We start from the raw sequence: 24,689 nt of genomic DNA on the forward strand, positions 1-24,689 counted from the left end.
GCTGCAAAGCCGCCTTGGACCTGTCACGCTTTTCACGCCGATGAATGGAACCTGCACAGGGGCCTTTTGCGTTCGTTCAGCTTGAAACGGTCAAGTTAGGCCGTGGCTGGCGAACACGTCCGCCTGAACGATTTCGACGGAGACCTCCATGACCCGCACCGCACGCGCCCTGATGATGGGCACGGCCCTGATGACTTTGGCGGCGCCGGCCGTCGCGACAGCCCAGTCCCAGCCCGGCGGCGCTTCTCCGATCCAGGTGCACGCCATGGCGCAACAACCCGCCCTGAACCTGTCGGCCTACGGCGAGGTCAAGGTCGCGCCGGATCAGGCGACGATCAACTTCGGCGTGGTGACCGAGGCCCCGACGGCCCAGGAGGCCATGGCCCAGAACGCCCAGCAGATGACCCGCGTTATCGCCGCCCTGCGCCGCGCCGGCATCGCCGAGCGCGACATCCAGACCTCGGGCCTCAACCTGTCGGCTCAGTACGACTACCAGCAGAACGAACCGCCCAAGCTGCGCGGCTACCAGGCCTCGAACCGCGTCACCGTCGTCATCCATGATCTGACCAAGGTCGGCACGACCGCAGACGCCGTCGTCAGCGCGGGCGTCAATCAGATCGACGGCATCAGCTTCGGCCTGAAGGATCCCAAGGCCGCCGAGGATCAGGCCCGCGTGCTGGCCGTACGCGCGCTCCAGGATAAGGCGCGCCTGTACGCCCAGGCTCTGGGCGTCGACCTGGGGCCGGTGCGCTCCTTGACCGAGGGCGGCGGCTATGTGCCCGAGGTTCGTCCGCAGGCCATGTACGCCCGCGCCGCCATGGACGCTGGCGGCGCCTCGACCCCGGTCTCGGCTGGCGAGCTGTCGGTCCGCATCGACATCAGCGGCACCTACGATATCGGCCGCTGATCCCGTCCGCATGAATGAAGAGGGCTCGCTGGCGACGGCGAGCCCTTTTTTCATGGGTTTATTACCGTCCATTCATTTGACGGAGCGGACGCGGCCACTATCCTCACGCTTGGCCGCCTCTGGCCGCGATCCTGGACGTCCGCCTTCCCATGAAGCAGTTCTTCCTCACCATGCTGGGCGTTTTCGCCGGGCTTGTGGCCTTTTTCGTCGTCCTGCCCGTCGTGGCGCTGATCTTCTTCGCCATGGCCGCCGGCGCTTCGAAGCCGTCGACGCCCGCCCATACGGTGTTGGAGCTCGACCTGCGCAGCGGTCTTACGGACCAGACGCCGACCAATCCCTTCGCGGCGTTCAGCGGCCCCAGCATGTCGGTGGTTCAGGTCGTGGACGTCCTGGCCCAGGCGACGGCGGACGACAACGTCAAGGTCCTGCTGGTGCGTGCGCCCGAAGCCGGCATGACGCCCGCCTCGGCCGATGAGGTGCGTCAGGCGATCGCCCGCTTCCGCGCCGCGGGCAAGACGGTCATCGCCCACAGCCAGGGTTTCATGCCGGTGGGCGCGGTGATGTCCAGCTATATGGTCGCCTCCAGCGCTGACCAGCTGTGGCTGCAGAACACCGCCGGCTTCCAGGCCGTGGGTCTGGCGGCGGACAGCGTCTTCCTGGGCCGCGCCTTCCAGAAGTACGGCGTCAAGGCCGACTTCGAGCAGCGCTACGAGTACAAGAACGCCGTCAACGAGTTCACCCAGAGCGACTTCACCGCTCCGCACCGCGAAGCCATGCTGGCCTGGATGGGCTCCATCCACGATAACGCCATCGCCAACATCGCCCGCGACCGCAAGACGACGCCGGACGCTCTGAAGGCTGTCATCGAGGCGGGCCCCTACACCGCCGATCAGGCCCTGTCGCTGAGGCTGGTCGACAAGATCGGTCAGGTCGAAGAGGCCGAAGCCGCGGCCAAGACCAAGGCGGGCAAGAACGCCAAGATCGTCAAGTTCGGCGAGTACGCCTCGCTGAAGGGCACGCGTACGACCTCGGGCTCGGGCTCGGCCAAGTCGGCCATCGCCATCGTCGGCGGCGAGGGCGCCATCATGACCGGTCGCGGCTCCAACGATTCGCCCTTCGGCGGCGGCTCCAGCATTCGTTCGGATGACACCGCCAAAGCCATCTATGACGCGATCGAGGACAAGGACGTGAAGGCCATCGTCTTCCGCGTCTCTTCGCCGGGCGGCTCGCCCGAAGCTTCGGAGCAGGTGCTGGCCGCCGTGCGCGCGGCCAAGGCGGCGGGCAAGCCGGTCGTGGTGTCAATGGGCGCCTACGCCGCCTCGGGCGGCTACTGGATCAGCTCGGAAGCCGACTGGATCGTGGCCCAGCCCTCGACCCTGACCGGCTCGATCGGCGTCTTTGGCGGCAAGTTCGTGCTGGCCGATGCGCTGGGCCGTTTCGGCGTCGACATGCGCGGCCTGTCGGTCGGCGGCGACTACGCCGACGCCTTCTCGCCGACGCAGACCTTTGACCAGGGTCAGCGCGCCGCCTTCGCCGCCTCGATGGATCGCATCTACGAAGAGTTCGTCGCGCGCGTCGCCAAGGGCCGCAAGATGCCGGTCGAACAGGTTCGCGAGATCGCCAAGGGGCGCGTCTGGACCGGCGCGCAGGCGCACGGCCTTGGTCTGGTCGATCAACTGGGCGGTCTGAGCGAGGCTGTGGCCAAGGCCCGTGAACTGGCCAAGATCCCGGCTGACGAGAACGTCCGCTTCAAGCGCTTCCCGCAACCGCAGTCGCCGTGGGAGGCGCTCGCCACCGCCTTCGGCGCCTCTGGCCAGGCGGCCGAGGCCCTGGTCCAGGTTGGCCAGGTGATGGGCGATCCCGCCGCCCAGGCCGTTCTAAACCGGGTCGAAGTTGACCGGATGCGCAGCCGCGGCGCCGTGGTTCTGGCCGATCAGCCGGCCTTCTGAGCCGGGGCCGAGACCGCAAAAGTGACTGGTGCGTGATGTCGCAGTCCATTGACCGTTCAGGTCGATGGTCCGACATTGCGCTTCAGGCGTTCATCCGGACGCTGAGAGAGGTTTTGAGTTCATGATCAACTCCGACCCGATGGGCCCGCTGGGTTTCAATGCGCGCCGTCGGCCGGGTTCCGGTCTGCTGGCGCCCTTTGTTTGGGTGGCGGGTCTGATCGCCACCGCCCTGGCTGTCACCGTGGGCGCGCTGTTGGCGGTGTTCACCGCCGCCGCCGTGGCTCTGATCGCCGTGGTGGGCGGAGTTCTGGTCTTCGTCGCGGGTTTCGCCCTGCGCGCACGACGCGCCATGACCGCCCGTCGTCGTCGGGATGAGGGCGTGATCGACGCCAAAAAGGTCGGCGACACCTGGGTGACGTACGGCTGGGAAAAGGAAGGGCGCTGATCGGCCCCATGATCTTCCGGCCATGATCTCCTTCACCGACGCGCCGTCCCCGAACTTCGACGCCCGACGCGGCCCGCCGGACATTCTGGTGCTGCACTATACCGGCATGGAGACGGCCGAGGCGGCGATCGCCCGCCTGCGCGACCCGGAGGTCAAGGTCTCGGCGCACTATGTCGTCGACGAGGACGGCTCCATCCTGCGGCTGGTCGCCGAGGAGCGCCGGGCCTGGCACGCCGGGCGCGGCGTCTGGCAGGGCGAGACCGACGTTAACGCCGCCTCTGTCGGGATCGAGATCGTCAATCCGGGCCATGAGTTCGGTTACCGCGCCTTCCCGGAGGCGCAGATCGAGGCGGTGATCGCCCTGACGGCGGACATCCGCACCCGCTGGTCTATCCCCGACGCCCGCATCATCGCCCATTCCGACATGGCGCCTGAGCGCAAGCAGGACCCCGGCGAACTGTTCCCGTGGAGGCGTTTGGCCGAGGCCGGGCACGGCCTGTGGTTCGAACCCGCGCCCGAACGCATCGCCGCCCTGGGCGCGCCTCTATCGCCGGGGGATGAAGGGCTGGGCGTCATCGTCCTGCGCTCGGGCCTGCACCGACTGGGCTACGGCCTTCAGCCCGGCGGCGCCTACGACGAAGAGACCCGTCTGACGGTCGAGGCCTTCCAGCGCCACTGGCGGCCCGATCGCGTCGACGGCGTGGCCGACGGCGAGACGCGGGCGCGTCTGGTCGGCCTGCTGCAACTGGCCTCTGTCGGAAGCGTCACGGGCGTTCTGGATTGACGCGGCGCCCTATCGCGCGCATCTAGCGCTCGCCAGACGGCCGGGCGGTCGCGGCGGGGGCTTGCTCCTGTCGAGGAAAGTCCGGGCTCCACGGTGAAAAGGCGGCGGGTAACGCCCGCCCGGGGCGACCCGAGGGACAGCGCCACAGAAAGCAAACCGCCTGGGCTTCGGCTCAGGGAAGGGTGAAAGGGTGGGGTAAGAGCCCACCGCGTCGGCGGCAACGTCGACGGCATGGCAAGCCCCGCCTGGAGCAAGACCAAATAGGGACATCGCGCGGGGCTCGCTCCGCAGGGTTCACCGCCCCAGATGTCCGGGTAGGTCGCGAGAGTCGTCCAGCAATGGGCGGCCCAGAGGAATGATCGTCGCCGCTTTCGGGCGGAACAGAACCCGGCTTACAGGCCGTCTGGCGTTTTCTTTTAGAGGCCCTAACGGCCATCCTTACTCTTTGACGCCGTCATCCTCGGGCTTGACCCGAGGATCCAGCTGTCCGTCTGCGCGTCGGTGGATGGTGGGAGTGCGCGGTTCACTCGATCCTCGGGTCAAGCCCGAGGATCACGGCGTGAAGACAGGCGCGGGTCGGCATTATCGGCTTGGCCGTTAACCATTCCGTTGAAATCAAGGCCTTAGAACCTGTCCACAGGCTGTGAATACTCATTCTGTTCCGGGTATGTTCCGATTTTACAGTCTTTGCAGTGCTGAGCGAACCGCAAATTAGGTTAAAGGGTGTCAACTAATCCCATTGAGACCCATTCTGTCCCATGCTATCCCAATCTCTCATGAGTAGGGGCCGAACGCCCGACGCGTGGGCTTTCTTCAACGGATTTCAGGGACGGGCCGCAGGGTTCGATAGGGCAGGGCGTGTTTCTCTCGACCTACGAGAAGCAGCTGGACGGCAAGCGCCGTCTCCTGATCCCTCAGGAATTCCGCACGGCTGAGAACGGCGCTGAGCACGGCGTCTTCTGCTTCCCCTCCATCGAAGCCGATTGCCTGGAAGCGGGCGGCGACAAGCTGTTCGCCGAATATCGCACGGTGATCGAAAGCCTGCCGTTCGGCGACCCCTACCGCTCGGCGCTGGAGGCCTCGATCTTCGGCGAGCAGAAGCCGCTGGCCTATGACTCGGGCGGGCGCATCACCCTGCCCGAACATCTGTGCGCCGAGGTTGATCTGTCCGACACGGTCGTCATCTACGGCGTCGGCGAGCGCTTCCAGATCTGGAACAAGGACAAGTGGGCCGCGCACCGCGCCGAGCAGCGCCGCATGGCGCGCGAGGGCTTGAAGCAGTTCGGCGAGATGCGTCGTCAAGCCCAAGGTCAGGCGATGGCGACCAAGCCGGGAGGGGCGGCATGACCTCTCCGCACGCCCCCGTCCTGCTGGCCGAGGTGATCGAGGCGCTCGCTCCCAAGCCGGGCGACGTCATCATCGACGCCACCTTCGGAGCCGGCGGCTACACCCGCGCCATCCTCGAGCGCGGCGCCGAGGTCGTGGCTCTGGATCGCGACCCGACGGTGCAGCCTTTCGCCGAGGCGGTGGCGCGCGACTTCCCCGATCGCTTTCAACTGATCCGCACGCCCTTCTCCGGTCTGGCCGAGGCGTTTGAGGAAAGCGGCAAGGCAAAGCTGGACGGCGCGGTCTTCGATATCGGCGTCTCGTCCATGCAACTGGATCAGGCCGAGCGCGGCTTCTCCTTCATGCGCGACGGGCCGCTGGACATGCGGATGTCGGATGAAGGCGAGACCGCCGCCGACATCGTCAATACCTGGGACCACGGGCCGCTGGCTCACATCTTTAAGCTGTACGGCGACGAGCGCCAGTCGGGTCGGGTGGCGACGGCCATCCTGCGCCGCCGGGTCGAGCAGCCGTTCACCCGCACCCTCGATCTGGCTGAGGTGGTGGAGAAGGCTCTGGGCGGGCGTCGCGGCGCCGCCATCCATCCGGCGACGCGCGTGTTTCAGGCCCTGCGCATCGCCGTCAACGACGAGCTGGGCGAGCTGGAGCGCGGGCTGGAGGCGGCCGAGGCGACGCTGGCGCCCGGCGGGCGGCTGGTCGTCGTCACCTTCCACTCGCTGGAAGACCGCATGGTCAAGGCCTTCCTGACCGAGCGCACCGGCAATGCGCCGGGCGGCTCGCGCCATGCGCCGGTCGCCGTCGAGACGCGCAAGCCCAGCTTCGATCTGCTGTTCAAGGGCGCGCGCGAGGCGGGCGAGGCCGAACTGGCCGCCAATCCTCGCGCTCGCTCGGCCAAGATCCGCGCCGCTGTGCGGACGCTCGCGCCGGCCTGGGGCCCGATGAAGGGGAGGGCCGCATGATCGCCGTCCCCGCCCCCATCAAGCGTCTGTTCGAGTGGAAGGTGCGCGGCGTGCGCTGCGTCGAGATCATCGGCGTGGCCTGCGTGCTGGCCCTGGTCTTCTCGGTCTATATCGCCAAGGCGGCCGCCGCCCGCGAAAGCGCCGAAATCAGCCGTATCGAACGCGACATCCGCGAAAACCGCGAGCGGGTCCGCCTGCTACGCGCCGAGGTCACGCGTCTGGAGCAGCCTGCGCGGCTGGAGGCTCTGTCGCGCGAGATCGGCCTGGGCCCGGTCGATGTGAAGAAACAGGCGGGCGAGTCTGTCCTGCCTGAGATCGCCCCGCCGCCGGCTGAGAAGCCGGTCGAAAAGGCGCCGGCAGCGCCAGCAACCCCCGCTGCGGAGGCCGTGCAATGAGCGTGCATGACCATCACGGCATGGGCTATCGCGGCCGCCCGCAGGCGACCTTCGGCGGCGCCGTCGCGGCCTGGGGGCGCTGGGTCGCCTCCCTGGTGTGGAACCTGGAGCATTCGTTCGAGCGCGCCCGCGCCGACGCCCGCCCCGAAGAAGACACCCGCGTCCGCATCTTCCTGATCATGGCGGCCTTCTGCGCCGTCTTCGCCTGCCTGGCCCTGGGCGCGGCGCACGCCGCCTTGCTGGCGCCGGCGCGCGGGACGGGGGCGGGCTTCCATCCGGGGGCGCTGACCCGCGCCGACCTGGTGGACCGCAACGGCCAGCTGCTGGCGACCAACATCACCCACTACGGCCTTTATATCGACCCGCGCGAGGTCTGGGACATTCCGGCGGCCAAGGCGCAGCTGCGCCGCGCCATCCCGCGCATCTCGGCCAAGCGTCTGGACAAGGTGATGAGCGGCGAGCGCCGCCTGATCGCGCTGAACGGCCTGACCCCTTCGGAGCGCCGCGCCGTTCATGCGCTGGCGCTGGGCGGCGTGACGTTCGAGCCGGAAGACCGCCGCGTCTACCCGCTGGGGACCTCGGCGGTCCATCTGATCGGTCGCTCCGACACGGGCGGCGAGGGCGTGGCGGGCGCCGAGCTGGCCTTCGACAAGGAAATCCGTGCGGCGGGCGCCGCCGGCGAAGACTTCCAGCTGTCCATCGACCTGCGGGTGCAGGGCGTCGTCGAGAACGAGCTCGCCATCGCCGCCGAGGAGCACCAGGCCAAGGGCGCCATCGCCGTGGTCGCCGACGTCCACACGGGCGAGATTCTGGCGATGGCCTCCTGGCCGACCTACGACGCGAACCGTCGCAACGCCGCGCCGGAAGAGGCGCTGCTGAATCGCGTCACCTCGGCCCACTATGAGATGGGCTCGGTGTTCAAAAGCTTCACCGTCGCGGCCGGCATCGACACCGGCCGGGCCGACATGAACACCCTGTTCGACGCTTCTCAGGCGTTGCAGATCGGCAACCGCCGGATCACCGACTATCACGCCACCAACAAGGTGCTGACGCTCGAAGAAGTCTACCTCCACTCGTCCAACATCGGCACCTCGCGCCTGGCGGTCGAGATGGGCGGCGATGTGATGCGCGACTACTTCCGTCGCCTGGGCCTGCTGGACGCCGCGCCGATCGAGCTGAAGGAGTCCGCCAGCCCGCCCAAGGTGCGCAAGTGGGACGACAGCACCCTGGCCTCGCTGTCCTTCGGCTACGGCATCATGGTCACGCCGATCCAGTACGTTTCGGCCTATGGCGCGCTGGTGAACGGCGGGCGCTACGTGCCGCCGACGCTGCGCAAGGGCGGCCGTCCGAACGCCCAGGCACGTCCGGTCGTCTCGGCCGAGACTTCGGCGACCATGATCGAGCTGATGCGCCGCAACGTGGCGCGCGGTTCGGGGCGTTTCGCCGACGCGCCGGGCCTGCGCATGGGCGGCAAGACCGGCTCGGCCAACAAGCTGGTCAATGGCCGCTACGACCCGCGCACCGCTGTGGGCACCTTCGCCGGGGTCTTCCCCGCCGACGGGCCGGTCGACGCCAAGCGCTACACCGTCTTCGTCCTGATGGACGAGCCGGGCGTCTATCCGCGCACGGGCGGCTACGTCGCCGCCCCCGCCGTGGGCCGCATCGCCAACCGGATCGCCGGCTTCCTGGGCGTCGAGCGCAAGGCCGACCGCTGGTCCACCGCGCTGGGCGAGAAGATCCCCGAGTTCCAGGACGTGGAGGGCGACGGCCGATGAGCCAGCTGCGCCTCTCCGAACTGCTGCGCCGCGACGTGGCCTCGGACCCCGAGATCACCGCCGTCACCGCCGACAGCCGCCAGGTCGTGCCCGGCGCCCTGTTCGTCGCCCTGCCGGGGACCCAGGCCGATGGCCGCGCCTTCATCCCGCAAGCGCTGGCCAAGGGCGCCGCCGCCGTGCTGGCCCCCTCGGACACGCCGGCGGGCGCGGCTCCGGTTCTGGTCGGATCGGGCGATGTGCACCGGGCCTACGCCATCGCCGCGCGCGCCTTCTACGGCGCCCAGCCGCGCACCTGCGTCGCCGTGACCGGGACCAACGGCAAGACCTCGGTCGCCAACTTCTGTCGCCAGATCTGGGCCGGCATGGGTCTGAAGTCGGCCAGCATGGGCACCCTCGGCGTCGTCGGCCAGAAGGGCGAGCAGACCTACGCCCTGACCGGCCCCGGCCTGACCAGCCCCGACGCCGCCGAGGCCGCGCGCCTGCTGGCCGAGCTGGCCCGCAAGGAGGTCACCCACCTGGCGCTGGAGGCTTCGTCCCACGGCATCGACCAGCGGCGTCTAGACGGAGTGGCGATCAAGGCGGCGGGCTTCACCAATCTGACCCAGGACCACCTCGACTATCACGGCACGATGGACGAGTACCGCGCCGCCAAGCTGCGCTTGTTCGAGGCCCTGCTGCCGCGCGGGCGCACCGCCGTCCTGAACGCCGATTCCGACGCCTATTCCGCCTTCGCCTCGGCCTCGATCATGGCGGGACTGGGCGTGATGGGCGTGGGCGAACGCGGGCGTGACCTGACCCTGCTGGCGCGCCGAGCGACGCCGGAAGGCCAGCGCCTGAGCATCGACGCGCGCGGCCGGGTGCATGACATTCTGCTGCCGCTGGCGGGCGCCTTCCAGGCGTCCAACGCCCTGGTGGCGGCGGGCCTGTGCATCGCGGGCGGCGAAGACCCCGACCAGGTGATCCCGGCGCTGGAGCTGATCCAGGGCGCGCAAGGCCGCCTGCAACGCATCCCCGGCGGCGCGCGCGGGGGCGAGGTCTATGTCGACTACGCCCACACGCCCGACGGGCTGGAGACGGTGCTGAACGCCCTGCGTCCGCACGCGACGGGACGCCTCATCGTCGTTTTCGGCGCCGGCGGCGACCGCGACCGGGCCAAACGGCCGCTGATGGGCGAGATCGCCGGGCGTCTGGCCGACGTGGCCATCGTCACCGACGACAATCCGCGCTCGGAGGCTCCCGCCGCCATCCGCGCCCAGGTGCGTGCGGGCTGCCCCGACGCGCTGGAGATCGGCGACCGCCGCGAGGCCATCCGCCACGCCGTATCCCTGATGCGCGAAGGAGATGTGGTCGTGATCGCCGGAAAAGGGCATGAACAGGGTCAGATCGTCGGCGGGGTGGTGCATCCCTTCGACGACGCCGCCGAAGCGACCGAAGCCCTGAAAGATCATGCCTGACGCTCACACGCCGCTCTGGACCGCCGAAGCGATCGCCTCGGCGACCGGCGGCCAGCTCCACGGACCCGACGCATCAGTCTCGGGCCTGACCTACAACAGCCGCGAGATCGCGCCGGGCGACCTGTTCCTGGCCCTGCACGGCGCGCGCGACGGGCATGAGTTCGCCGCCGCCGCCTTCGCTGCGGGCGCAACGGTCGCTCTGGTCGACCGGCCGGTCGAGGGCGGGCCGTATGTGCTGGTTCCCGACACCCTGAAGGGGCTGGAGGCGCTGGGTGTCGCCGCGCGCGAGCGCGCCCGTCTGCGCGGCGCCGTCACCGGCAGCGTCGGCAAGACCAGCGTGACCCAGGCGATCAAGGCGGGCCTTGATCTGGCGGGATCAAGCCACGCCTCGATCAAGAGCTATAACAACCACATCGGCGTGCCGCTGACGCTGGCGCGTATGCCCCAGGGCACGGATCGCGCCGTGTTCGAGATCGGCATGAACCATCCGGGCGAGATCGGGCCGCTGTCGGCCTTTGTGCGCCCGCACGCCGCCTGCGTCACCACGGTCGGGCCAGTGCACATCGAGGCCTTCGCCGACGGCGAGGCGGGGGTGGCGCGCGAAAAGGCCGCCATCTTCGAGGGGCTGGCGCCGGGCGGGATCGCCGTGGTCAACGCCGCTGACGCCCATGCCGACATCGTGCGTCAGGGGGCTGAGAAGGCCGGGGCCGTCGTCCGCACCTTCGGCCATGATGCGGGCTGCGACGCGCGCCTGCTGGACTTCGTCGCCGACAGCGAGGGCGCGACCGTCACGGCCGAGCTGGACGGCCAGCGTATCGAATACCGCCTTGCCCAGTCCGGCGTGCACTGGGGTCTGAACAGCCTGTGCGTCATCCTGATGCTGCAGGCGCTGGAGGTGTCGCTGGAGACGGCCTTGCAGGCGCTGGCGGGCTTCCAGCCGCTGGCCGGTCGCGGGCAGATGAAGACGATCGCCATGCCGGGCGGCGCTTTCACCCTGATCGACGAGAGCTACAACGCCAATTCGCTGTCGATGAAGGCGGGCTTCGTCAGCCTGGGCGCCAAGTCGGTCGGGCCGGGCGGGCGGCGCGTCGTCGTGCTGAGCGACATGCTGGAGCTGGGCGAGCACAGCCGCGCCCTGCACGAAGGCCTCGCCCCCGCCATCGCCGCGGCTGGGCTGGACCTGGTGCATACGGCCGGGCCGCAGATGCGCCTGCTGCATGAGGCGCTGCCGCCGTCGTTGCGCGGGCAATGGCGCGAGACTGCTGCCGAGCTGGCCGCCGAAGCCGCCAGCCTGGTCCGGCCGGGCGACGTCGTCATGGTCAAGGGCTCGAACGGATCAAAGGCCTCCCTGGTCGCGGCCGCGCTTGCAAATCTCGGCGTGGCGGAACAAGGCAACAACCCCTCAGGCAGCGGCGCGCCGCGCGCGACGCGATAGGGTCACTCAAGAATGTTCTACCTGCTCTATCTCTATTACGCGGACATCGCCCAGGAATATCCGCTGCTGCACCTGATCCAGTATCAGACCGTGCGCGTGGCCCTGGCCATGGCCACGGCCATGATCGTGGCGGTCGCCATGGGCAGCCGCTTCATCAACTGGATCCGCGCCAAGCAGGGCCGGGGCCAGCCGATCCGCGACGATGGCCCTGTGTCGCACCTGTCCAAGGTCGGCACCCCGACGATGGGCGGGCTGATGATCCTGGCGGGCATCGGCGTGGCGGTCTTCCTGTGGGGCGACCTGACCAATCCATACATCTGGATTGTCTCGGGCGTGACGGCGGCGTTCGGGGTGCTGGGCTTCATCGACGACTACGCCAAGGTGACGAAACAGACGTCGGCCGGGCTGACGTCCAAGCAGAAGCTGGCGGCTCAGACGGTCGTGGCGGTGATCGCGGGCGTGCTGACCGTGCTGTGGATGACCCAGTCGCCGACCTCGCCGGGGCTTGAGACGTCGATCGCCTTTCCGTTCCTGAAGGCGGTGCTGCTGAACATCGGCTGGTTCTATGTGGCGTTTGCGGCCTTCACCATCATCGGCTTCTCCAATGCGGTGAACCTGACGGACGGGCTGGACGGCCTGGCCATCGTGCCGGTGATGATGGCGGCGGGCGCCTTCGGCATCATCGCCTATCTGGTCGGCAACTTCGTCTTCGCCGAATACCTGCAGGTCCATCACGTGCCCGGCTCGGGCGAGCTGGCCATCTTCTGCGCCGCGATCATCGGCGGCGGCATGGGCTTTCTCTGGTACAACGCGCCGCCAGCCAAGATCTTCATGGGCGACACCGGCTCGCTGGCGCTGGGCGGGGCCCTGGGCTCCATGGCCGTAGCGACCAAGCACGAGCTGGTGCTGGGCATCGTCGGCGGTCTGTTCGTGGTCGAGGCGGCCTCGGTCATGATCCAGGTCGGCTACTTCAAGCTGACGGGCAAGCGCATCTTCCTGATGGCGCCGATCCACCACCATTTCGAGAAGATGGGCTGGCCGGAATCGACTGTAGTGATCCGCTTCTGGATCGTCGCCGCCATGCTGGCCCTGGCCGGTCTGGCCACGCTGAAGCTGCGTTGATCCGATGATCCCCGTTCCCGGCTTCGAGGGGCGTCGCGTTGCGGTCTTCGGCCTGGGGCGGTCGGGGATCACGGCGGCGCGCGCGCTTCAGGCCGGGGGCGCGATCCCCGTGCTGTGGGACGACGGCGTCTCGGGCCGGATGCAGGCCGAGGCCGAAGGCTTCCTGGTCGAGGACCTGACCCGCGCCGACTGGGCGGGGTTCGCCGCCCTGGTGCTGTCGCCCGGCGCGCCGCTGACCCATCCCAAGCCGCACTGGAGCGTCGAACGCGCCCATGAGGCGAGCGTGCCGGTCATCGGCGATGTGGAACTGTTCGCGCGGGCGCTGGCCGCCTTGCCGCAGGGGCAGAGGCCGCGCGTGGTCGCCATCACCGGCACCAACGGCAAGTCCACGACCACGGCCCTGATCGGCTGGGTGCTGAAGCAGGCGGGCCTCACCGTCCACATCGGCGGCAATATCGGCATCGGCGTCCTGGCCCTGCCCGAGCCGACGGCGGACGCGGTCTATGTGATCGAGGTGTCGTCCTATCAACTGGACCTGACGACGGGCTTCGCGCCGGACGTGGCGATCCTGACCAATGTGTCGCCGGACCATCTGGACCGCCACGGCGGGATGGAAGGCTACGTCGCCGCCAAACGCCGCATCTTCCAGGCGCAGGATGGAGAGGCGCTGGCGCTGGTCGGCGTGGACGAAGAGTGGGGCCGGAAGTCTGCGGCGGACCTGCGGGCGCAGGGACGGCGGGTTGAGACGGTCGTGTCCCTTCCTTCTCCCCTCGGGGGAGAAGGTGGCTTGCAGAGCAAGACGGATGAGGGGGGCGTGTCCCCTGTCGCGTCCCATGCCGAGGAGGCGCAGTCGTATCTGGCGTCCCCCTCATCCGAGCCGCTGCGCGGCCCACCTTCTCCCCCGAGGGGAGAAGGGTATGCGGTGGCGGCGGGCGTGTTGATGGCGGGCGGCGAAGTGCTGGCCGATTTGACCGCCGCCCGCTCGCTCCCCGGCCGCCACAACGCCCAGAACGCGGCCTTCGCCTACGCCACGGCGCGGGCGCTGGGCGTGCCGCACGAAGCGGCGGTCGAGGGCCTGTTGAGCTTCCCCGGCCTGTCGCACCGGATGGAGGCCGTGGGCCGTCTCGGCGCCGTGCGTTTCATCAACGACTCCAAGGCCACCAACGCCGACGCCGCGCGTCAGGCGCTGGCCTCCTACCCTGCGGTCTTGTGGATCGCGGGCGGCAAGGCCAAGGACGGGGGCATCGAAGCTTTGCGCGACCTCTTCGCCCGCGTGACGAAGGCCTATCTGATCGGGGAGGCGGCGGACGCCTTTGCCGTGACCTTGGCGGACACCCCGCACGTGGTCGCCCACACCATGGAGCGCGCGGTCGAACTGGCCGCCGCCGACGCGGCCAAGGCCGGAGGCGAGCAGGTGGTCCTGCTGTCGCCCGCCTGCGCCAGCTTTGATCAGTTTCCCGATTTCGAGGTCCGGGGCGAGGCGTTCCGCGCCGCCGTCCTGGGACTGGGCGCACGGCCGGAGCCCGCCGCATGACCCACAACAGCTACAGCCATCCCTTTTCGCGCAACGACCAGAGCATGGTGGCGCGTTGGTTCTGGACCGTCGATCGCGGCCTGCTGGGCGCGGCGCTGACGCTGATGGCGCTGGGGGTGGCGTTGAGCTTCGCCTCAAGCCCGGCGGCGATCGGGGCGGACGAGTCGATCACCGATCCCTTCCACTACTCCTGGCGAATGATGGTCTTCTCGACCATGGGGCTGTGCGTGATGCTGGGCGCATCCTTGTTGTCGCCGCGCGGCGTGCGGCGGATCGCGGTGCTGGCCCTGATCTGCTCCATCCTGGTCATGGCCGCCCTGCCCATCATCGGTGACACGGTGAAGGGCGCGGCGCGCTGGATCAATCTGGGGCCGTTCAGCCTCCAGCCGTCCGAGTTCGCCAAGCCCGGCCTGATCGTTTTCGCCGCCTGGATGTTCGCCGAGGCCCAGAAGGGCGAGGGCGTCCCCGGCGTCAGCATCGCCTTCGCCCTGTGGGCCCTGACGGTCGGCCTGCTGCTGATCCAGCCGGACATCGGCCAGACGCTGCTGGTCACCACCACCTTCATGGCCGTCTTCTTCATGGCCGGGGTGCCGTTGAAGTGGGTCGCCGCCCTGGCGGCTGTCGGCGCGGGCGGGGTGGTGTCGCTCTATTTCATGTTCGGCCACATGCGCGACCGTCTCAGCCGCTTCCTGTCGCCCGAGACGACCGACACCCACCAGATCGACCGCGCCTCCGAGGCCATCCGCAACGGGGGTCTGATCGGGCGCGGCATCGGCGAGGGGGTGATGAAGCGCCACGTCCCCGACCTGCACACCGACTTCATCTATTCGGTCGGCGCCGAAGAGTTCGGCCTGGTGCTGTCGCTGATCATGATCGGCCTATACGCCTTCATCGTCATCCGCGGGATGCGCAAGGCGATGAAGCTGAACGACTCCTTCGAACAGACGGCGGCGGCGGGGCTGTTCATGCTGATCGGGCTGCAGGCCTGCATCAATATCGCGGTGAACCTGAACCTGATCCCGACCAAGGGGATGACGTTGCCCTTCATCAGCTACGGGGGGTCGTCCATGATGGCCATGGGGCTGACGATGGGCTTCGCCCTGGCTCTGACCCGACGCCGTCCTGGCGCCTATGAACTGGGCTCGAACGTGGCCCCGCGCCGCCGCCTGCTGCCGTAAGAGAGTATCGCTCATGACCAAGGTCTGCGTCGTCGCCGCCGGGGGCACCGGCGGCCATATGTTCCCCGCTGAGGCTCTGGCCCGTGAAATGGCGACGCGCGGCTGGCGCGTGATTCTGGCCACCGACAAGCGCGGCGAGCAGTACGCCCACGCCTTCCCGGCCGAAGAGCGGCTGGCCCTGGACGCAGCGACCGGCTCCGGCCCCATCGGCCTGTTGAAGGCGGGCCTGGCGATCATGAAGGGCGTCGGCCAGGCCAAGGCCGCGTTCCAGCGCACCGGGGCGGACGTGGTGGTGGGCTTCGGCGGCTATCCGTCAGCGCCGGCCCTGCTGGCGGCGGTGATGGCTCGTCGTCCCACCGTGATCCACGAGCAGAACGCGGTGCTGGGCCGCACCAACCGCTATCTGGCGCCCAGCGTGGGCGTGATCGCGGCGGCCTTTCCGACCCTGGGCCGGGCGCCGGACAAGGTGAAGAGCCGCGTCCAGCTGGTCGGCAACCCGGTGCGGCCGGACATCCGCGCCCTGTTCGACCGCGCCTACGCCGCGCCGGTCGAGGGCGGCCCGATCCATGTGCTGGTGACCGGCGGCAGCCAGGGCGCCCGCATCCTGTCCGAGACCACGCCGCGCGCCCTGGCGGCCCTGCCCGAAGCCATCCGCCGCCGGCTGAAGGTGCAGCAGCAGTCGCGGCCCGAGACGCTGGAGGCCGCGCGCCAGATCTACCTCGACGCCGGGATCGAGGCCGAGGTCGCCCCCTTCTTCCGCGACATGGCCGACCGGCTGTCGAAGGCGCATCTGGTGATCGGGCGGGCGGGCGCCTCGACCTGTTCGGAGCTGGCGGTTGCGGCCCTGCCGTCGGTGCTGATCCCGCTGAAGATCGCCATGGACGACCACCAGACGCTGAATGCGCGGGCGTTGGCCGAGGCGGGCGCGGCGAAGGTGATCGCCGAGGACGACCTGACCGTCGAGACGCTGACGACCGCCCTGACCGCCATCCTGTCCGATCCGGCGGCGCTGGCGGCCATGTCGGCGGCGGCCCGCTCGGTCGCCATCCCCGACGCAGCGCAAAGGCTGGCCGATCTGGTGGAGCAGGCGGCCCGATAAGACCCTTCATCCGTCTCGCTGCGCGAGCCACCTTCTCCCCCGGCGGGGAGAAGGGCTATGGTTGAGGCATGCCCCAGTTCGTCATCGACCTGACCAATCACGTTTTCGCCCTGTGGCGCCAGTTTCACTGGCTGCCGGAATGGGCGGTGATCTCGATCATCACCGTGGTCTTCGTCTTCATCGGCTGGGCGGCCAACCAAGTCGTGTTCGCCCTGCTGAAGCTGGCGGTGCGCAACCGCGACGACTTCTGGAAGGGGATGCTGAAGCGGGCGCGGCTCAAGGTGCGCATAGCTGTGATGATCATCGCCCTGGCGCTGGCGGTGACGGTGTCGCCGCTGGACCCCGATCCGTCGCTGTTCATCCGCCGCACCCTTCTGTTCGGCTTCATCCTGGTTTCGGGCTGGATGCTGGCCGGCGCCGTGGACATGGGCGCCATCGTCCATCTCAAGAAGTTCAACATGGAGGCGGAGGACAACCTCTACGCCCGCAAGCACGTCACCCAGACCCGCATCCTGCAGCGGGTCGCCGCCATCCTGATCGGCCTGATCACCTTGGGTCTGGCGCTGCTGACCATTCCAGGCGTCAAGCAGTGGGGGCTGTCGCTGCTGGCCTCGGCGGGCGTGGTCGGCATCGTGGCCGGTCTGGCGCTGCAACCCTTCCTGACCAATCTGATCGCGGGCATCCAGATCGCCACCGCCCAGCCGATCCGCCTGGACGACGCCGTCATTGTCGAGGGCGAATGGGGGCGGGTCGAGGAAATCACCTCGACCTATGTGGTGGTCAAGCTGTGGGACTGGCGGCGCATGGTGCTGCCGCTGACCTATTTCATCCAGAGGCCGTTCCAGAACTGGACGCGCGAGGATTCGCGCCTGATCGGCGTGGTCTTCCTCTACGTCGACTATGAGGCGCCGATCGACCGCCTGCGCGTCAAGCTGGAGCAGATCGCCCACGCCTCGCCGCATTGGGACGGCGACGTCGTGGCCCTTCAGGTCACCGACATCACCGAACGCACGGCCCAGGTCCGCTGCCTGACCAGCGCGCGCAACGCCTCGGTCGCCTTCGACCTGCGGGCCGAGGTGCGTGAGAAGATGCTGGCCTTCATGCGCGACGAATGCCGCGAGGCCCTGCCGCGCGACCGCGTCGATCTGGATCGCGAGGAACGCGACTCCCTGCGCCTGAAGCCGGAAACGGCCTGACGATCAGGGGGCGGTCTTAGGGGGCCAGTCTTTAGGGAGCCAGCCGGGCGCGGCCGATCCACACCGCCGCCGCCGTGGAGGTCGCCTCCACCGCGGGAACAGCCTTTCCGCACGCCGCCTCGGCCAGCGCCGCAGCGTCCTTGCCCGCCGTGATGGGGGCGGGCGGCGCGTTCTCGGGCGTCACCGGCCCTTCCGTTCCGTCGGCGCGCAGGGAGGCGAAGTCCAGGCGGTCGGCCGTCCAGGCGGCGCAGTCGAACCGCCACCATGACCAGCCGCCGACATAGGCGACGCTCCCGATCAGCATGTCCTCCTGGCTGATCTGCAGCGACCGCATCCGGACCACGTCCGCGCCCTCGGCGGGCTCCGGGCTGATCGACGCCAGATCGGCGAAGACGGCGAACCGGTTGCTGCTGGCGAAGGCCAGCTGCGGCGGCGGTGCGGCCTCGACGGCGGGGGGCGGCATGGGGATGATCAGCATGGTCGCTCCGAGGTGCGCCGGTTATCGATTCGGATTAACCCTGTCCGCATACCCGATGTTGAAACGGCCAGGCTAGGGAGCCGTCATGTATTACGCGCCGCCCGGCTTCGATCCCTCCGGCCCTCCGCCTGACCGTCGCAGACGGATGCGTGCGCCGTTCCGCCAGACACGACGGGCTGACGAGCGCATCACCCTGTTGGGCGAGCAGGTCGATCTGATCCGCCCCGAGGAGGTGCTGCTGCATCTCGAGCGCAGCGTGGACGCGGGCGTGCAGACCATCGTCGCCAATCACAACCTGCACAGCCTCTATCTGATCCGGCGCACGCCGGGGATGCGGCGCCTGTACGAGGCGGCCGATCTGATCGAGCTGGACTCCACGCCGCTGATCCATTTCGCTCGTCTGCTGGGCCATCCGGCGCGGCCGCAGCATCGCTGCACCTATCTGGACTGGCGCGATCATTTCTGGAGCGTGGCTGACCGCAAGGGCTGGCGCGTCCTCTACGTCGGCGGCGCCGACGGCGTGGCGGAAGAGGCGGCGCGGCGTCTGACGGCCCGCCATCCGGGCGTCATGGTGAAGGGGCTCAGCGGCTATTTCGACGCGACGCCGGGGTCGTTGGGCAATACGGCGGTTCTTGCGGCGATCAAGGACTTCGCCCCGCACGTGCTGTTCGTCGGCATGGGGATGCCGCGACAGGAGTTGTGGATCGCGGACAATCTGGCCTCCCTGCCGGCGGTCCCGATCTTGTCGGTCGGCGCCGCCTTCGACTACGAGGCGGGGGTTCAGAAAGCCGCGCCGCGCTGGATGGGGCGGCTGGGCGTCGAGTGGCTGTTCCGACTATTCGCCGATCCGAAGCGGCTGTTCACCCGCTACTGCATCGAGCCGTGGTTCCTGATCGGGCCCGCCCTGAGCGACGTGCGCGCGGCCATGCGGCGCAGGAAACGCTGAACTTTTCCTCCCCATGAAATGGGGGGGGGGACCGCGAAGCGGTGGAGGGGCTTTGCGACAGCGGAGCCAAGCTGCCCGTCCGTCTCGTCGGCTGCGCCGCCGATCCACCTCCCCATGTCATGGGGAGGAGAGGCCCGCCTCAGATCACGCCGTGACGATCTCTTCGGCCTGCTGCAGGTCGACGCTGACCAGTTGGCTCATGCCGCGCTCGGGCATGGTGACGCCATACAGCCGGTCCATCCGGCTCATGGTCACCGGGTTATGGGTGATGACGATGAAGCGGGTGTCGGTGCGGCTGCGCATCTCGTGCAGCATCCGGCAGAAGCGGTCGACGTTGGCGTCGTCCAGCGGGGCGTCGACCTCGTCCAGCACGCAGACCGGCGCCGGATTGGCCAGGAAGACGCCGAAGATTAGCGCAGCCGCCGTCAGCGCCTGCTCGCCGCCGCTCATCAGGCTCATGACCGACAGCCGCTTGCCGGGTGGGCAGGCGTAGATCTCCAGACCCGCCTCCAGCGGGTCGTCGCTCTCGACCAGCTTCAGTTCGGCCTGACCGCCGCCGAACAGGGCCTCGAACAGGGTCTTGAAGTTGGTGTTGATGACCTCGAAGGCGGCGATCAGCCGCTCGCGCCCCTCGGCGTTCAGTTCATCGATGCCGTCGCGCAGCTTGGCGATCGCCTGCGTCAGGTCGATGCGCTCGGTCTTCATGGCGCTGAGCCGGTCGCCGTACTCGGCCGCCTCTTCCTCGGCGCGCAGGTTGACGGCGCCCAGGGCCTCGCGCTCGCGCTCAAGGCCATACAGCAGGCTCTCGGCCCCCGCCGCATCGGGCGGGCGGGCGATGGCGTCGTCGGTCAGTTTCTTGCCCAGTTCCTCGGGCGACATCTGCGCCGTCTCGCGGATGTTGGCGGCGCTTTCAGCCAGCTTCTCGGCGGCGGCTTCGGCGCGGGCATGAAGACCCGCCCGGCTTTCGCGGGCCTGAGACGCAGCCGTTTCGGCAGCGCGCGCGGCGCGGTCGGCCTCCTGAGCGCCCGCCTCGGCGACGGCCACGGCGTCGGTGGCCGCCTGCTTGCGCGTTTCGGCCTCGGCCAGAGAGTCCATCAGGGCGTTGCGCTGCTCGGTGAAACCGGCGGGGGCGGCCTCGGCTTTCGTCAGTGCGGTTTGCGCCTTCTCGGCATCGCGCTCCAGCGTCTTGAGGCGGGCGGCGCTGTCGCCGGATCGCGCGACCCAGCCCTCGCGGGCGCGGGTCAGACTGCCCAGGCGTTGTTCGCGCATGGCGCGGTCGCGGGCCTCCTCGTCGCGGGTCGAGCGGGCGGCCTGCGCCGCCAGCCGGGCGCGCTCGGCCCCGCCGCGCGCCTCGGTCAGCTCCTGACGCAGGCCGACGACCACATCGGAAGACGACTCCACCGAACTGGCCTCGGCGAAGGCGGCCTCGGCCTCCTGCACCTCGCCGTCCAGCCGGGCGACCGTCTCGTCCAGCGACTGGGCGCGGGCCTCCTTGCGGGCCTGATCGCGCATCAGGGATTCCAGGCGGTCGCGGGCCGAGACGACCTGCTTGTCCAGGGTGAAGGGGCGCAGGCGCGCGGCCTTCACCGCTTCCTCGGCGGCGCGGAAGGCTTCGCCCGCCGCCTTCAGCGCGCCTTGCGCCGCCTCCAGCGCGGGCTTGCCGAGGTCGATCTCGGCTTCCAGTTCCGACAGGCGGGTGCGCTGGGCCAGACGCACGGCGGCGGGACGCGGCGCCTCGGCGCGGCTGACGAAGCCGTCCCAGCGATAGAGGTCGCCCTCGACCGTGGTCAGGCGCGCGCCGCGCGGCAGGGCGCGGGCCCGTTCGGCGATCCGCTCACGCGGGGCCACGCCGCAGAAGGCCAGACGCGCCGCCAGCTGATCCGGCGCCGCCACATGGGCTGACAGGGGCTCGACCCCTTGCGGCCACTCGGGCGGGGCGGCGTCGGCGCCCGCCCAGTGCGCCGGCGCGCGGGCGTCGAGCGCGGCGTCTAGGTCATCGCCCAGCGCCGCGGCCAGCGCCGCCTCATACCCCTTGGCCGCCGAGACCTGGTCCAGCGCCGGGGGGTGCTCGCGCTTGCCCGTGACCAGCAGTTGCGCCATCCCGCGCGCCTCGGTCTGCAAACGGCCCAGCCGGTCCTCGGCGGCGCGGGCGGCGGTGCGCGCCTCCTGCTCGGCGCGGGCGATGTCGCTGCGTTTGGCCTCGGCGGCCTCGACGGCTTCGCGCGCGGCGGCGAGGTCGGCCTGCGCCGTCTCCAGCGCCGCCTTGGCCGTCTCGATCTCGGGCGTTTCCAGCGGGCCGAGGGCCTCGCGTTCGCGGCGGGCCTGTTCGTCCTGGCCCTTCACGCGCGCCAGACGGGCCTCGGCGTCACGCTTGCGGGCGCTTTCGGCGTTGGCGCGGGCCTCGACGGCGGCCAGCGTCCCGGCCAGCCGCTCGACCTCGGCGTCGGCGGCCTTGCGCGCGTCTTCGGCCTCCAAGAGGGCGCGTTCCAGCTCCGGCCCGCGTTCGGGGGCGGCGTCGATCTCGGCCTTCAGCTTCTCCAGTTCGCGGTCCAGCCGTTCCAGTTCGCGCCCGGCGTCGGCGGCCATGCCGTCCTCGCGCGCGCGGTCGGCCTCGATGCGGGCGACCTCGGCCTTCAGGCGATCGACCTCGGCGCGGGCGGCCTGTTCGGCCATGTCCAGCCGGTCGCGCTCGATGATGGCGCGGTTCAGCAGGGCGGTGGCGACCGCGTCTTCCTCGCGCGCGGGCTTCAGCCCTTCCTGAGCGTTCAGCGCCGCCGTCTGGGCCGCCGCCGCAGCCGTGGTCGTCTCGGCGACCAGCCGGTCGGCGTCGCGCAGTTCGGCCGCCGCCGTCTCGGCCGCCGTCTTCGCGTCAGTCCAGCGGACGTAGAGCAACGCAGCTTGAAGCGCGCGGATTTCGGCCGAAATCTTCTTGTACTTTTCGGCTTGGCGCGCTTCGCGCTTAAGCCGGTTCAGCGTCGACTCCAGCTCCTTGCCGATGTCGTCCAGCCGGTCGAGGTTGGTCTCGGCCGCCCGCAGCCGCAGCTCCGCCTCATGGCGCCGGGTGTGCAGGCCCGCCACGCCCCCGGCTTCTTCAAGGATGCGGCGGCGGTTCTGCGGCTTGGCGGCGATCAGTTCCGAAATTTGGCCCTGACGCACCAGCGCCGGGCTGTTGGCCCCGGTCGAGGCGTCGGCGAACAGCAGCTGCACGTCGCGCGCCCGCACCTCCTTGCCGTTGATGCGATAGGTCGAGCCGCGCCCGCGCTCGATCCGGCGCGACACCTCCAGCATGGGGCTGTCGGTAAAGGGTTGGGGCGCGCGCTTCTGGGCGTTGTCGATGGTCAGCTGGACTTCGGCGTGGTTGCGCGGCGGACGGCCTGCGGCGCCGGCGAAGATCACGTCCTCCATGCCCTGGCCGCGCATGGCCTTGGCCGAGTTGGCCCCCATGACCCAGCGCAGGCTTTCCAGAACGTTCGACTTGCCGCAGCCGTTCGGCCCGACGATGCCGGTCAGCCCGGCCTCGATGTGCACCTCGGCCGGGTCGACGAAGGATTTGAAGCCGACGAGCCGGAGGCGCTGGAACTGCATCGCGTCGTGGTCAGCGCGCCCGGATCAGCGGGTCGATGGCCGCTGAAAGGGCCTCCAGCGAGTGGTCTGCGACCCGCTTGCCGTTGACGAAGAAGGAGGGGGTCCCGGACACCCCTGCGGCCACCGCGCCCTCGACCTCGGCCTGCAAGGCCTGGCTGGTGGCGGGAGCTTTCAGACAGGTCTCGATCTGCTCCTGCGTGCGGCCGCTGGCGGCGATGGCGTTCATGAACCAGTCCCGCGCGTCGCCCTTCTCAAAGGCGGCGGCCTGGCCGCCCATCAGGGAATGCGCCACGTCGAAAAAGCGTTCAGGCGCCGCACACCGGGCGATGCCGGCCGCTGTCGAGGCGATCTGAGCCGGGGCCGTCGGCATGTCGCGGAACACCAGCCGCACCTTGCCGGTGTCGATGTAACGGGCCTTGAACTGCGGCAGGATCTCATTGGTCCAGTCGGCGCAGTGGCTGCAGGTGAAGGACGCGTATTCGATCACCGTCACCGGAGCGTCGGCGCGGCCCATGATCCGGTCCGCTGGCGTCACGGCCGGAACCGCCGCCACGGACGTAGAGACCGACTTGCGGACGGGGTCCAGCGCCACAGCGGGAGCGGAGCTCAGGCCCACAAGGGCCAGCGCCGAGAAGAGGGTCAGGATGCGACGGGTCATAAGGCGCTCTATAGCAAGGGTTCGATGTGAGCCGACAGGCCCGACAGTGACTGACGGCTCCCGATTTTGCCTGTCGCCAAGAGGGCACCGGCGGGCAGACCGTTCGTCGTCCACCGGCGCACTGTCACTATTTCGCCAGTTCGGCGTCGATAGCCTCGGACAGGCCCGACAGAGAGGTGTCGGCCACCTTGGCGCCGTTGACGGTGAAGTAGGGCGTGCCGGTCACGCCGGCGCTGATGCCGGCCTGGATGCGCTTCTCCATCGCCTCGATGGCGGCCTTGTCGCGGATGCACTCGTTGATCTGCTGCTCGCTGAGGCCAGCGGCCTGGCCGGCGCGGAACAGGGTGGTGCGCGGCGCCACGCCCGCCAGCCATTCCTTCTGGCTGGCCATGATGTCGTGCACGACGTCGAAATACTTGTCCGGACCGGCGCAGCGCGCGATCAGGAAGCCGGCGACGGCGATGTCCTGCGGCGGCGTCGGGAATTCGCGGAAGACGAAGCGGACCTTGTTGTTGTCGACGTACTTCGTCTTGAACTCGGGCCAGACCTCCTCATTCCACAGCGCGCAGTGGCCGCAGGTGACGGAGGCGTATTCCACGACCGTGACCTTGGCGCCCTCGGCCGCGCCCTTGGCCATGTCGCCGGCGACCTCGCCCGTCCCGGCGCCGCCGCCCGAGCAACCCGCCAGCACGGCCATCGAGGCCAGGGCGGCGGCGGACAGGGCGGCGCGGCGGCTCATGGCGGCGTATTTGAAGGTCGGGGCCATTGGAGGTCCTTGTCAGAAATGAGATGCGGAACCGTCGCGCGATTCTCGCGCGCGAGCGAAAACGTCTGAATGTCGAGAACGCCGGTGGCGAAGATTTGTCAACGTCACTCTTTGCGCGGGGGCTGCGACAGCACGGCGCGGCCCAGCTTTCCCAGCGCCGCCTTCAGCCCGTCGGGGGCCCCCTCGACCGAGGCGTTCAGTTCAGCTTCCGTCGCGGCGGGGAGGGGCGGCAGGACGGCGCGGCCGCGCGGTCGGGGCTTGGCGCCGGAGGCCGGCAGGGGTTTCACCGGGCCTTGCGCAATGCGCAGTTTCTCGACCGAGCCCGCCCCCAGAAACAGGTTCACCCGTTGGATAATGTCGGCCGACTGGTGCTGGACCAGCAGGGCGGCGGGACCGGCGACGCGCAGCTCCAGCGTTCCGCCGGCGTTGCCGCGGCCCTTGGTCAGCTTCTGCGGGCGGGTGACGCGGGCCAGCCGCTCGCCCACGATCTCGACCCAGCGCGGCTCCAGCGCCGAGGCGCCGCGCCCGAACTGGGCGTCCAGCTTCTTGATCAGCGGCGCCAGCGACCGCCCCGCCGGGGGCGGCGGGCGCAACGGCGGGCGCGTCCGGCGGCGGGCCAGGATTTCGCGCGCTTCGCTTTCGGTGGGCAGGGGACGACGCATTCGTCCTATATAGCC

The 24,689-nt window shown here is 69.5% G+C and carries 21 protein-coding genes and 1 other RNA gene; 17 read left to right on the plus strand and 5 right to left on the minus strand.

Annotated elements, in window-relative coordinates; genetic code table 11:
• Nucleotides 1-148 precede the first annotated feature (148 nt).
• The 16 genes from H9656_RS11140 to H9656_RS11215 all read left to right on the plus strand — a co-directional run bounded on the left by H9656_RS11140 (nt 149) and on the right by H9656_RS11215 (nt 17,579).
• Nucleotides 149-907 carry an SIMPL domain-containing protein gene (locus H9656_RS11140; RefSeq protein ID WP_191744305.1) on the plus strand — a complete coding sequence of 253 codons (759 nt, stop codon included), beginning with the start codon at nt 149-151 and terminating at the stop codon, nt 905-907.
• Nucleotides 908-1,056: 149 nt separating this feature from the next.
• Nucleotides 1,057-2,856, plus strand: coding sequence for a signal peptide peptidase SppA (gene sppA, locus H9656_RS11145; RefSeq protein ID WP_191744306.1), 1,800 nt, complete (start codon nt 1,057-1,059; stop codon nt 2,854-2,856).
• A gap of 121 nt (nt 2,857-2,977) precedes the next feature.
• A complete protein-coding gene (locus H9656_RS11150) occupies nt 2,978-3,301 on the plus strand; it encodes a hypothetical protein (protein WP_225212446.1) in 324 nt (107 codons plus the stop codon).
• A gap of 22 nt (nt 3,302-3,323) precedes the next feature.
• Nucleotides 3,324-4,085 (plus strand): N-acetylmuramoyl-L-alanine amidase, encoded by a 762-nt coding sequence (locus H9656_RS11155; protein ID WP_191744308.1) that lies wholly within the window; start codon nt 3,324-3,326, stop codon nt 4,083-4,085.
• Nucleotides 4,086-4,117: 32 nt separating this feature from the next.
• Nucleotides 4,118-4,496, plus strand: an RNA gene (gene rnpB, locus H9656_RS11160) — RNase P RNA component class A.
• A 447-nt stretch (nt 4,497-4,943) separates the two neighbouring features.
• Entirely contained in the window at nt 4,944-5,432 is a 489-nt protein-coding gene (locus H9656_RS11165; protein ID WP_191744309.1) for a division/cell wall cluster transcriptional repressor MraZ, read from the plus strand.
• Nucleotides 5,429-6,391 (plus strand): 16S rRNA (cytosine(1402)-N(4))-methyltransferase RsmH, encoded by a 963-nt coding sequence (rsmH, locus tag H9656_RS11170; protein ID WP_191744310.1) that lies wholly within the window; start codon nt 5,429-5,431, stop codon nt 6,389-6,391. The genes H9656_RS11165 and rsmH overlap by 4 nt, the downstream gene beginning before the upstream one ends.
• Entirely contained in the window at nt 6,388-6,786 is a 399-nt protein-coding gene (ftsL, locus tag H9656_RS11175; protein WP_191744311.1) for a cell division protein FtsL, read from the plus strand. Before rsmH ends, ftsL begins: the two co-directional genes overlap by 4 nt.
• Nucleotides 6,783-8,561 carry a peptidoglycan D,D-transpeptidase FtsI family protein gene (locus H9656_RS11180; RefSeq protein ID WP_191744312.1) on the plus strand — a complete coding sequence of 593 codons (1,779 nt, stop codon included), beginning with the start codon at nt 6,783-6,785 and terminating at the stop codon, nt 8,559-8,561. The genes ftsL and H9656_RS11180 overlap by 4 nt, the downstream gene beginning before the upstream one ends.
• Nucleotides 8,558-10,015, plus strand: coding sequence for a UDP-N-acetylmuramoyl-L-alanyl-D-glutamate--2,6-diaminopimelate ligase (locus H9656_RS11185; RefSeq protein WP_191744313.1), 1,458 nt, complete (start codon nt 8,558-8,560; stop codon nt 10,013-10,015). Before H9656_RS11180 ends, H9656_RS11185 begins: the two co-directional genes overlap by 4 nt.
• Nucleotides 10,008-11,450 carry a UDP-N-acetylmuramoyl-tripeptide--D-alanyl-D-alanine ligase gene (locus H9656_RS11190; protein ID WP_191744314.1) on the plus strand — a complete coding sequence of 481 codons (1,443 nt, stop codon included), beginning with the start codon at nt 10,008-10,010 and terminating at the stop codon, nt 11,448-11,450. Before H9656_RS11185 ends, H9656_RS11190 begins: the two co-directional genes overlap by 8 nt.
• Before the next feature lie 12 nt (nt 11,451-11,462).
• The gene (mraY, locus tag H9656_RS11195; RefSeq protein ID WP_191744315.1) at nt 11,463-12,572 is read left to right on the plus strand and encodes a phospho-N-acetylmuramoyl-pentapeptide-transferase; all 1,110 of its coding nucleotides are present in this window, start codon (nt 11,463-11,465) and stop codon (nt 12,570-12,572) included.
• 4 nt (nt 12,573-12,576) lie between these two features.
• Nucleotides 12,577-14,106: a Mur ligase family protein gene (locus H9656_RS11200; RefSeq protein ID WP_191744316.1), complete on the plus strand. Its 1,530-nt coding sequence runs from the start codon at nt 12,577-12,579 to the stop codon at nt 14,104-14,106.
• Nucleotides 14,103-15,284 carry a putative lipid II flippase FtsW gene (gene ftsW / locus H9656_RS11205; RefSeq protein WP_191744317.1) on the plus strand — a complete coding sequence of 394 codons (1,182 nt, stop codon included), beginning with the start codon at nt 14,103-14,105 and terminating at the stop codon, nt 15,282-15,284. Before H9656_RS11200 ends, ftsW begins: the two co-directional genes overlap by 4 nt.
• A gap of 13 nt (nt 15,285-15,297) precedes the next feature.
• A complete protein-coding gene (gene murG, locus H9656_RS11210; RefSeq protein WP_191744318.1) occupies nt 15,298-16,383 on the plus strand; it encodes an undecaprenyldiphospho-muramoylpentapeptide beta-N-acetylglucosaminyltransferase in 1,086 nt (361 codons plus the stop codon).
• Nucleotides 16,384-16,451: 68 nt separating this feature from the next.
• Complete coding sequence (locus tag H9656_RS11215; RefSeq protein ID WP_191744319.1) at nt 16,452-17,579, plus strand: mechanosensitive ion channel family protein; 1,128 nt, start codon at nt 16,452-16,454, stop codon at nt 17,577-17,579.
• Nucleotides 17,580-17,610: 31 nt separating this feature from the next.
• Here H9656_RS11215 and H9656_RS11220 read toward each other — a convergent pair whose 3' ends face one another.
• Complete coding sequence (locus tag H9656_RS11220; protein ID WP_191744320.1) at nt 17,611-18,057, minus strand: hypothetical protein; 447 nt, start codon at nt 18,055-18,057, stop codon at nt 17,611-17,613.
• 85 nt (nt 18,058-18,142) lie between these two features.
• Between H9656_RS11220 and H9656_RS11225 the strand changes: the two genes are divergently transcribed.
• On the plus strand, nt 18,143-19,003 hold the full coding sequence (locus H9656_RS11225) for a WecB/TagA/CpsF family glycosyltransferase (protein WP_191744321.1): 861 nt from the start codon (nt 18,143-18,145) through the stop codon (nt 19,001-19,003).
• A 144-nt stretch (nt 19,004-19,147) separates the two neighbouring features.
• Here H9656_RS11225 and smc read toward each other — a convergent pair whose 3' ends face one another.
• The 4 genes from smc to H9656_RS11245 form a co-directional block, all read right to left on the minus strand.
• Entirely contained in the window at nt 19,148-22,588 is a 3,441-nt protein-coding gene (gene smc / locus H9656_RS11230; RefSeq protein WP_191744322.1) for a chromosome segregation protein SMC, read from the minus strand.
• Between the two features lie 10 nt (nt 22,589-22,598).
• The gene (locus H9656_RS11235; protein ID WP_191744323.1) at nt 22,599-23,246 is read right to left on the minus strand and encodes a DsbA family protein; all 648 of its coding nucleotides are present in this window, start codon (nt 23,244-23,246) and stop codon (nt 22,599-22,601) included.
• Nucleotides 23,247-23,373: 127 nt separating this feature from the next.
• Complete coding sequence (locus H9656_RS11240; RefSeq protein WP_191744324.1) at nt 23,374-24,012, minus strand: thioredoxin domain-containing protein; 639 nt, start codon at nt 24,010-24,012, stop codon at nt 23,374-23,376.
• A 104-nt stretch (nt 24,013-24,116) separates the two neighbouring features.
• Nucleotides 24,117-24,674 (minus strand): DUF721 domain-containing protein, encoded by a 558-nt coding sequence (locus H9656_RS11245; RefSeq protein WP_191744325.1) that lies wholly within the window; start codon nt 24,672-24,674, stop codon nt 24,117-24,119.
• Nucleotides 24,675-24,689 lie beyond the last annotated feature (15 nt).

Source organism: Brevundimonas guildfordensis (assembly GCF_014836405.1).
Taxonomy (GTDB): Bacteria; Pseudomonadota; Alphaproteobacteria; order Caulobacterales; family Caulobacteraceae; genus Brevundimonas; species Brevundimonas guildfordensis.

Bases quoted from the DNA above. Each gene is read 5' to 3' on its own strand.
- H9656_RS11140 (WP_191744305.1), top strand. From the start codon at position 149: ATGACCCGCACCGCACGCGCCCTGATGATGGGCACGGCCCTGATGACT.
- H9656_RS11150 (WP_225212446.1), top strand. From the start codon at position 2,978: ATGATCAACTCCGACCCGATGGGCCCGCTGGGTTTCAATGCGCGCCGT.
- sppA (WP_191744306.1), top strand. From the start codon at position 1,057: ATGAAGCAGTTCTTCCTCACCATGCTGGGCGTTTTCGCCGGGCTTGTG.
- H9656_RS11240 (WP_191744324.1), bottom strand. From the start codon at position 24,012: ATGGCCCCGACCTTCAAATACGCCGCCATGAGCCGCCGCGCCGCCCTG.
- ftsL (WP_191744311.1), top strand. From the start codon at position 6,388: ATGATCGCCGTCCCCGCCCCCATCAAGCGTCTGTTCGAGTGGAAGGTG.
- H9656_RS11190 (WP_191744314.1), top strand. From the start codon at position 10,008: ATGCCTGACGCTCACACGCCGCTCTGGACCGCCGAAGCGATCGCCTCG.
- H9656_RS11220 (WP_191744320.1), bottom strand. From the start codon at position 18,057: ATGCTGATCATCCCCATGCCGCCCCCCGCCGTCGAGGCCGCACCGCCG.
- H9656_RS11235 (WP_191744323.1), bottom strand. From the start codon at position 23,246: ATGACCCGTCGCATCCTGACCCTCTTCTCGGCGCTGGCCCTTGTGGGC.
- rsmH (WP_191744310.1), top strand. From the start codon at position 5,429: ATGACCTCTCCGCACGCCCCCGTCCTGCTGGCCGAGGTGATCGAGGCG.
- H9656_RS11155 (WP_191744308.1), top strand. From the start codon at position 3,324: ATGATCTCCTTCACCGACGCGCCGTCCCCGAACTTCGACGCCCGACGC.
- murG (WP_191744318.1), top strand. From the start codon at position 15,298: ATGACCAAGGTCTGCGTCGTCGCCGCCGGGGGCACCGGCGGCCATATG.
- H9656_RS11215 (WP_191744319.1), top strand. From the start codon at position 16,452: ATGCCCCAGTTCGTCATCGACCTGACCAATCACGTTTTCGCCCTGTGG.
- H9656_RS11245 (WP_191744325.1), bottom strand. From the start codon at position 24,674: ATGCGTCGTCCCCTGCCCACCGAAAGCGAAGCGCGCGAAATCCTGGCC.
- H9656_RS11185 (WP_191744313.1), top strand. From the start codon at position 8,558: ATGAGCCAGCTGCGCCTCTCCGAACTGCTGCGCCGCGACGTGGCCTCG.
- ftsW (WP_191744317.1), top strand. From the start codon at position 14,103: ATGACCCACAACAGCTACAGCCATCCCTTTTCGCGCAACGACCAGAGC.
- H9656_RS11225 (WP_191744321.1), top strand. From the start codon at position 18,143: ATGTATTACGCGCCGCCCGGCTTCGATCCCTCCGGCCCTCCGCCTGAC.
- H9656_RS11200 (WP_191744316.1), top strand. From the start codon at position 12,577: ATGATCCCCGTTCCCGGCTTCGAGGGGCGTCGCGTTGCGGTCTTCGGC.
- mraY (WP_191744315.1), top strand. From the start codon at position 11,463: ATGTTCTACCTGCTCTATCTCTATTACGCGGACATCGCCCAGGAATAT.
- smc (WP_191744322.1), bottom strand. From the start codon at position 22,588: ATGCAGTTCCAGCGCCTCCGGCTCGTCGGCTTCAAATCCTTCGTCGAC.
- H9656_RS11180 (WP_191744312.1), top strand. From the start codon at position 6,783: ATGAGCGTGCATGACCATCACGGCATGGGCTATCGCGGCCGCCCGCAG.